The organism is Sphingobium sp. ba1 (assembly GCF_000743655.1).
Taxonomy (GTDB): Bacteria; Pseudomonadota; Alphaproteobacteria; order Sphingomonadales; family Sphingomonadaceae; genus Sphingobium.
Window position 1 is genome coordinate 1819018 of record NZ_JPPQ01000069.1, and the last position, 7628, is coordinate 1826645.

Here is a 7628-nt window from a genome sequence, read left to right on the forward strand (position 1 = left end):
GCGCCGCGATCGCCGATCTCGGCAAAGCGGGCGACCGCGCCATTGGGGCCGGGGCGCACCGACTTCAACGTCAATGTGCGCCCCGCCGCATCGAAACTGCCATAGGCTTTGAGGCTCTCGGCCCCTTCGCCAAACAGCTTGAGACGGACTTCGCCCGCCACCCCATGCGCCCCGACGATCGCGGCGAGCGTGACGGGCTTGTCCGTCAAGACAATCAGCCCTCGGCCTGTTCGGTCGCGGCATCCTCGGCGGGAGCCTCTTCAGCGGCAGGCGCTTCGGCAGGAGCCTTGGCGGCTTCTTCCGCAGCAATGCGGGCTTCTTCGGCTTCGGCCAGCTTGGTCGCACGATCTTCGGCGCGATCCTTGGCCTTCTGACCCGGCACGGCCTTGTTCGGGTTGTTGCGGACGATCCGCTCCTTCACGCCGGCGGCGTCGAGGAAACGGGCAACGCGGTCGGTCGGCTGCGCACCAGCGGCAACCCAATGCTTCGCACGCTCGACGTCCAGGATGACGCGCTTTTCGTCGCCCTTGGGCAGGACGGGGTTGTAGCTGCCGATACGCTCGATGAACTTGCCATCACGCGGCGCGCGGCTGTCGGCCACGACGATACGATAATAGGGACGCTTCTTGGAACCACCGCGCGAGAGACGAATGGACGTTGCCATGGAACTTAACCTTTCTATACTAAATCAAACTATTGAAATTGCTTATTTCTTCATGAAATTCTGAAAGCCCGGCGGCAATTTGGGCATGTTACCGCCCAGTCCGCCCAGGCCCGACAGATCAGGCCCACCAGCCCCATCGGGTCCGCCCAGGCCACCCATGCCGCCACCGGTGAACATCTTGGCCAGCCCCTTGAGGCCGCCCATTTTGCGGATCTTCTTCATCGCACCTTCCATCTCCTGATGCATTTTCAGGAGGCGGTTGACGTCCTGCACGGTCCGCCCGGCGCCCTTGGCGATGCGGATCTTGCGCTTGGCGTTGATCAAGGCGGGGCGTTCCCGCTCCTTGGGCGTCATCGACCCGATCATCGCGTCGAGATGGATCAGCGTCTTGTCGTTCGCGCCGCTATTGGCCATCGCCGCCTGCGCCTTCTTGAGGCCCGGCAGCATCCCCGCCAGCGCGCCAAGGCCACCCATGCGGCGCATCTGGTTAAGCTGCGCGCGCAGGTCGTTCATGTCGAACTGACCCTTGGCCATCTTCTTGGCGAGCTTGTCCGCCTCGTCCGCGTCGATGCTCTCGGCGGCCCGCTCGACCAGCGAGACGACATCGCCCATGCCCAGGATGCGCTGCGCCACGCGCTGCGGATGGAAAGGCTCGATCGCGTCGAGCTTTTCGCCCGTGCCCGCAAACTTGATCGGACGGCCGGTAACCGCCCGCATCGACAGCGCCGCACCACCGCGCGCATCGCCGTCCATCCGGGTCAGCACAACACCGGTCAGCGGCACCTGCGCGGTGAAATTCTGCGCGACATTGACCGCATCCTGGCCGGTCAGCGAATCGACCACGAGCAGGATTTCGGCAGGGCTGCTCGCGTCAGCGACAGCCTTCATCTCGTCCATCAGCGCCTGGTCGACATGCAGACGCCCGGCGGTATCGAGCATCACCACGTCGAAGCCCTGCAGCTTGGCCGCCTGCAGCGCGCGCTTGGCGATATCGACCGGCTGCTGCCCGGCGATGATCGGCAGCGTCGCCACATCGCATTGCGTGCCCAGCACGGCCAACTGCTCCTGCGCGGCCGGACGCTGGACGTCGAGCGACGCCATCAGCACCTTCTTGCGCTCACGCTCCTTAAGGCGCTTGGCGATCTTGGCGGTCGTGGTAGTCTTGCCCGACCCCTGCAGGCCGACCATCATGATGACGGCGGGCGGGGCCACGTCGATCATCAGGTCCGACGTTTCGGACCCCAGCGTTTCGGTGAGCGTGTCGGAAACGATCTTGACGACCATCTGCCCCGGCGTGACCGAGCGCAGCACATCGCTGCCGACCGCGCGTTCGGTGGCCTGATCGACGAACTGACGCACGACCGACAGGGCGACATCGGCTTCCAGAAGCGCGATTCGCACCTCGCGCATCGCGGCGCGGACATCGTCCTCCGTGAGCGCACCACGCCCCCGCAGTTTATCGAATACCCCACCCAGACGATCGCTCAGCGAATCGAACATCATCACCTCAATTGGGCCAAAAGGCCCGGAAAACAGCAGCTACCCTGCCAAAACGACAAAATCGCCGGTGGGCGAAACCTCGCCAACCAGCGTCCATACAAAACGCCTGGTGCATCCTGTTTTCAGGATGCGCGCTCAATGGATGTGTCAGGGACCGAACGGCAAACCGCCCGATTGCTGCTTGGCCCTATAAAAGAAGGCATCGGGAATGGCAAGCGGCCTGCCCCCAACAGCGGCGCACAAGGTAGCGCTGCCGATTATAGCGTGCCCGTTGTGCCGTGAAGGCTTTGGGCTATAGCGCGTCATACCAGATACATGCGGAAGTACGATGTGATGAAACTACACTCATCCTTACCCTTATCCGTCCTTGCCTTGTGCCACACAATGCTGCTGGCGGCTTGTGCCACGGGCGGGGACGGCAGGGTCGCGTCGCTGTCATCAGGTGCCCGTTATGTCGCCATGGGCAGTTCGTTCGCGGCCGGGCCGGGCATCTCGCCCCCGTTGGCGGAAACCCCCGCGCGCTGCGCCAGATCGGCACGGAATTACGCGCATCTGCTCGCCACCAGTCTCAATCTCGCGCTGACCGATGTGAGTTGCAGCGGCGCGACCACCAAACATCTGCTGGGACCATGGGGAGATCTGCCGCCCCAACTGGGCGCGCTGACCCCCGATACGAAGCTGGTGACGATCACGATCGGCGGCAACGATGTGGGCTATATCGGAAGCATCGGGTCTGCTTCGTGCCGCAGCTTTCCCACGCCTCCAGCCAATGCACCGGGCGGAAAATGTCCGCAAGCGCCGCAAACGTCGGAAAGCGACTGGACGGGGCTGGATGCATCGCTGCGACGCATCGTGGCTGAAGTACGCCGCCGGTCACCTGATGCGCGGCTGATTTTCGTCGATTATGTCACGGTCCTTCCACCCGCCAACCCATGTGCCGCCGTGCCGCTGTCCAAAGAACAGATGGAGGCAGGTCGGCAAATAGCGAACCGCCTTGCCAGATTGACGCAGCAGATCGCGACAGAAACGGACGCCGAAGTTCTTCCCGCCTCCTCTCTTTCGCGCGATCATAGCGCATGCAGCGACGATCCGTGGATCACCGGCTTTCCCTTGCCGGGGCAGCCTGGCTTCGTCCCCTACCACCCCAATGCGCGCGGCATGGCAGCGATCGCCCAAGCGCTGCACAACCGGCTCAAGCCTGCATAGGCAGGACGGTTCGGCGATGCCGTTGACATGTATTGCTGTCCTATCTGCACTTGAGCCCCTATGCTGCCCCGCGTCTCGTGCGCTCTACGCCCCGACTTTCCGATAGGATCAAGGCCGCGTAATTTTATGTCGAAATCTGCGGGAAATGTGCGAAGCTAAGGGCGACAAGATGAGGGGAGCCTGAGACACATGAGTTGGACACGCCGCAAGTCGATCGAAGCGATGACGCCGACGGGGGATCAGCATCGCCTGGCCCGCACCCTGTCCTGGCCGCATCTGCTGGCGCTGGGCGTCGGCGCGATCGTCGGCACCGGCATCCTGACGCTGATCGGCGTCGGCGCGGATCGTGCCGGGCCTGCCGTCCTCCTCTCCTTCGCCATAGCAGGCGCGATCTGCGCCTGCGCCGCGCTCGCCTATGCCGAACTTTCGACCATGATGCCCGCCGCGGGCAGCGCCTATAGCTACTCCTATGTGGCGCTGGGCGAGGGCATCGCCTGGATCGTGGGATGGAGCCTCATCCTCGAATATAGCCTCGTCGTTTCCACCGTCGCGGTCGGCTGGTCGGGCTATGCCGCGCCGCTGCTGACCGGGATCGGCTTTCCGCAGGTGTTGACGCAAGGGCCGGAACTGGGAGGCTTCGTCAACCTGCCCGCCATCTTCATCATCGCCGTGGTCGCGGGCCTGCTGATGCTCGGCACGCATGAAAGCGCGCGCCTCAACAGCATCCTCGTCCTCATCAAGATCGCGACCTTGAGCCTGTTCGTCTGGGTCGCCCTGCCCGCTTTCGATGCGCAGAATCTTGAGCCGTTCATGCCCTTCGGCTTCGCCAAGGATATGGGACCGGACGGGGTCGAGCGCGGCGTGATGGCAGCGGCCGCGATCATCTTCTTCGCCTTCTACGGCTTCGACGCCATTTCGACGGCGGCGGAGGAAGCCAAGAACCCGGACCGCGACCTCGCCATCGGCATCGTCGGCTCGCTGATCGTCTGCACCCTGATCTATGTCCTGGTCGCCGCCGCCGCGATCGGGGCCATGCCCTTCACCCGCTTTGCCGACAGCCCCGAACCGCTCGCGCTGATCCTGCGCGAAATGGGTCGCGGAGAGGTGGCGCGGATCGTCGCCATCGCCGCCGTCATCGCCCTGCCGACCGTGCTGCTGGGCTTCCTCTACGGCCAGAGCCGCATCTTCCTGGTGATGGCGCGCGATGGCTTCCTGCCGCAAAGCCTCGCCAAAATCTCCAAGCGCGGTACCCCTGTGCGCATCACCATCGTCACTGCCGTCTTGGTCGCCATCATCGCGGGCCTCCTCCCCATCGATGAGATCGCCGCCCTCGCCAACGCAGGCACCCTGATCGCCTTCACCGCGGTCGGTGCCTGCCTCCTAGTCCTGCGCCGCCGCAGCCCCGACCTCCGCCGCCCCTTCCGCACGCCCGCCGCCTGGTTCGTGGGGTTAGGCGCGATCGCCGGTTGCGCCTATCTGTTCATCAGCCTGCCGACGGGCACGATCTTGGCGTGTTTCGGGTGGAATGCGCTGGGGCTGGTCGTGTATTTTCTGTACGGGCAGAAGCGGGCGACTGCCGCTGGATAACGATCAAGCCGCGAGCGGTTTGACCTCCAGCCCATCGGCATGACCCCGCGCCACAGCCAAGTCATGGCGCATCCGCATCAGCGTATCCGCGTCGATGCCGAACAGCTTTTCGAAGCGGATCGCCATGTCTGCCGTCAACACCTGTCGCTGGTTCAGCAATCGGCTGACCGTCTGGCGCGTTACCCCCAGATGATCGGCCAGATCACCAACCTTGAGGCCCTTTGTTTCGACCAGTTCCGTCTTGATCCTGTCGCCGGGATGAACCGCCAGCGAAGCGTGCATCTTGAGCGCCATTATTGACCTCCCCCTTCCGTTCGGGCTGAGCTTGTCGAAGCCCTTTACTGAAAGCTATCGTTACTCGATTTCCAGACACCCGTGACATCATGAAATAGAGACCGCCTTCGACAAGCTCAGGCTGAACGAAATGAAGGGGAATGCCTCTGCTCTGGCCTTTTCCCGCCCCACCCCCTACATGCGCCGCCATGGGACGCTTCTCGAAAATGCATGGCTTGGGCAACGACTTCGTCGTGATCGACGCGCGCAGCGACGCGATCGAGATGACCCCGAATCTCGCCCGCGCCATTGCCGATCGTCATGCCGGGATCGGCTGCGACCAACTGATCCTGATCGGCAATGCGCCCGACGCGGACGTGTCGATGCAGATTTTCAACGCGGACGGCAGCGAGGTCGAGGCTTGCGGCAACGCCACCCGCTGCGTGCCCTTGTTCGTCGGCCGCGACGTGTCGATCCGCACCAAGGGTGGCCTGCTCGAAGCCAGGGCCGTCGATGGCGGCGTGAGCGTCGACATGGGCGCGCCGCGCTTCGCATGGGACGCGATCCCGCTCGCCTACCCCATGGACACGCTGACCATGAGCGCGAGTTGGGAAGACCTGCCTGCCCCCGCCGCGGTCAATGTCGGCAACCCCCATGTCATCTTCTTCATGGACGCTTGGGACGGTGTGAACTTCGAGCGGCTCGGCCCGCTCATAGAGACCGACCCGCTCTTTCCCGCCCGCATCAACGTCAATTTCGCGCAAGTCATCGCCGACGATCATATCCGCCTGATCGTGTGGGAACGCGGCGCTGGCCTCACCCGCGCCTGCGGCACCGGCGCCTGCGCCACCGCCGTCGCCGCGATCCGTCGCAAGCTGGTGCGCGGCCCCGTGACCGTGAGCCTGCCCGGCGGCGATCTGGTCATCGACTGGGCACCGGGCGGCACGATCCGCATGACCGGCCCCGCCACCCATGTCTTCGATGGCGAGGCTGACTGGGCGCGTTTCTGATGAGCGGTCCCGCCATCATCACCATGGGCTGCCGCCTCAACATTGCGGAGAGCGAGGCGATCCGTGACCTGGCGCAGGGGCAGGACAACCTGATCGTCGTCAATAGCTGCGCCGTCACCGCCGAAGCCGTGCGTCAGACCCGCCAGGCCATCCGCCGCGCCCGACGCGAGCGGCCCGATGCGCGGATCATGGTGACCGGCTGCGCGGCGCAGACCGAGCCGGAGACCTTCGCGGCGATGGCCGAAGTCGATGCGGTGATCGGCAACCGGGAGAAGCTAGAGGCGGAAACATACCAACGTCCGTTCGCTTCGAGCGAAGTCGAGAAGCGCTTCTCTACTTCGCTCGAAGCGAACGGAGCTTTTGGAGCGATGCCCAAAGTCCGTGTCGCCGACATCATGGCCGTGCGCGACACTGTGCCGCATATGGCGTCCGCCTTTGCCGACCATGCCCGCGCGTTTCTGGAGGTGCAAAATGGCTGCGACCATCGCTGCACCTTTTGCATCATCCCCTATGGCCGGGGCAACAGCCGCTCCGTCCCCGCAGGCGCAGTGGTGGACAAGGCCCGCGAACTGGTCGCGGCGGGCTATCGCGAAATCGTGCTGACCGGCGTCGATGTCACCAGCTACGGCCCCGACCTGCCGGGCAGCCCGTCGCTTGGCTCCTTGGTCGAGCGCATCCTGACCAGCGTCCCCGATCTCCCCCGTCTGCGCCTTTCCTCGATCGACAGCGTGGAGATAGACGACCGGCTGTTCGACCTGATCGCCCACGAACCCCGGATGATGCCGCACCTTCACCTCTCGCTTCAGGCGGGCGATGATCTGATCCTCAAACGGATGAAGCGCCGCCACTGTCGCGCCGATGCCGTCCGCATCGTTGAACGGCTCAAGGCCGCGCGCCCCGACATCAGCATCGGCGCGGACATCATCGCGGGATTCCCGACCGAGGAGGATGCGATGTTCGAACGGAGCCTGGCGCTGATCGCCGACTGCGACATCGTCCATGGCCATATCTTCCCTTATTCGCCGCGCACCGGCACGCCCGCCGCGCGGATGCCGCAGGTCGATCGCGCCACCATCAAGGCCCGCGCCGCCCGCCTGCGCGCGGCCTGCACGACCCGACGCGAAGCCTGGCTGCACAGCCTGATCGGCACCACCCAGTCGGTGCTGGTCGAACGCAGCGGATTGTCGGGCCATGCCGAAAATTTCGCCCCCGTGCGCTTCGCGTGCGCCCAAACGCCGTCGACCATCGTGGCCACCCGCATCACAGGGCTTGAGAAGGACACGCTGATCGCGCAAGAGGCGGTTCAAGAATGACGCTCTTTTTTCCGTCATTCCCGCGCAGGCGGGAACCCATCTCCCAACCGCCGCGCTTGATGCTGCGTCGGGAGA

At 64.6% G+C, this 7628-nt stretch carries 8 protein-coding genes; 4 read left to right on the forward strand and 4 right to left on the reverse strand.

The window, feature by feature from the left end; genetic code table 11:
- The 3 genes from IL54_RS11915 to ffh form a co-directional block, all read right to left on the reverse strand.
- On the reverse strand, positions 1-209 hold a 209-nt coding region (locus IL54_RS11915; protein ID WP_443210809.1), incomplete at its 3' end, for a ribosome maturation factor RimM.
- Positions 210-214: 5 nt separating this feature from the next.
- The gene (gene rpsP, locus IL54_RS11920) at positions 215-664 is read right to left on the reverse strand and encodes a 30S ribosomal protein S16 (protein WP_037475913.1); all 450 of its coding nucleotides are present in this window, start codon (positions 662-664) and stop codon (positions 215-217) included.
- A 42-nt stretch (positions 665-706) separates the two neighbouring features.
- On the reverse strand, positions 707-2167 hold the full coding sequence (ffh, locus tag IL54_RS11925; RefSeq protein WP_037475915.1) for a signal recognition particle protein: 1461 nt from the start codon (positions 2165-2167) through the stop codon (positions 707-709).
- A 381-nt stretch (positions 2168-2548) separates the two neighbouring features.
- Here ffh and IL54_RS11930 point away from each other — a divergent pair, with 381 nt between their 5' ends.
- Positions 2549-3370, forward strand: coding sequence for an SGNH/GDSL hydrolase family protein (locus IL54_RS11930; RefSeq protein WP_052027671.1), 822 nt, complete (start codon positions 2549-2551; stop codon positions 3368-3370).
- Positions 3371-3559: 189 nt separating this feature from the next.
- Positions 3560-4957, forward strand: a complete 1398-nt coding sequence (locus tag IL54_RS11935; RefSeq protein WP_037475916.1) for an amino acid permease — start codon at positions 3560-3562, stop codon at positions 4955-4957.
- A gap of 3 nt (positions 4958-4960) precedes the next feature.
- On the opposite strand, the gene IL54_RS11940 is transcribed toward IL54_RS11935, so the two are convergent.
- Complete coding sequence (locus IL54_RS11940) at positions 4961-5251, reverse strand: HigA family addiction module antitoxin (RefSeq protein WP_037475917.1); 291 nt, start codon at positions 5249-5251, stop codon at positions 4961-4963.
- A 188-nt stretch (positions 5252-5439) separates the two neighbouring features.
- Between IL54_RS11940 and dapF the strand changes: the two genes are divergently transcribed.
- Both dapF and mtaB read left to right on the forward strand, forming a co-directional pair.
- Complete coding sequence (gene dapF / locus IL54_RS11945) at positions 5440-6240, forward strand: diaminopimelate epimerase (RefSeq protein WP_037475920.1); 801 nt, start codon at positions 5440-5442, stop codon at positions 6238-6240.
- On the forward strand, positions 6240-7553 hold the full coding sequence (gene mtaB, locus IL54_RS11950) for a tRNA (N(6)-L-threonylcarbamoyladenosine(37)-C(2))-methylthiotransferase MtaB (protein ID WP_037475922.1): 1314 nt from the start codon (positions 6240-6242) through the stop codon (positions 7551-7553). The genes dapF and mtaB overlap by 1 nt, the downstream gene beginning before the upstream one ends.
- The last annotated feature ends 75 nt before the right edge of the window (positions 7554-7628 follow it).

Coding starts and splice junctions, on each gene's coding strand:
- IL54_RS11930 (WP_052027671.1), top strand. CDS start 2,549: ATGCTGCTGGCGGCTTGTGCCACGGGCGGGGACGGCAGGGTCGCGTCG.
- mtaB (WP_037475922.1), top strand. CDS start 6,240: ATGAGCGGTCCCGCCATCATCACCATGGGCTGCCGCCTCAACATTGCG.
- ffh (WP_037475915.1), bottom strand. CDS start 2,167: ATGATGTTCGATTCGCTGAGCGATCGTCTGGGTGGGGTATTCGATAAA.
- IL54_RS11940 (WP_037475917.1), bottom strand. CDS start 5,251: ATGGCGCTCAAGATGCACGCTTCGCTGGCGGTTCATCCCGGCGACAGG.
- IL54_RS11935 (WP_037475916.1), top strand. CDS start 3,560: ATGAGTTGGACACGCCGCAAGTCGATCGAAGCGATGACGCCGACGGGG.
- dapF (WP_037475920.1), top strand. CDS start 5,440: ATGGGACGCTTCTCGAAAATGCATGGCTTGGGCAACGACTTCGTCGTG.
- rpsP (WP_037475913.1), bottom strand. CDS start 664: ATGGCAACGTCCATTCGTCTCTCGCGCGGTGGTTCCAAGAAGCGTCCC.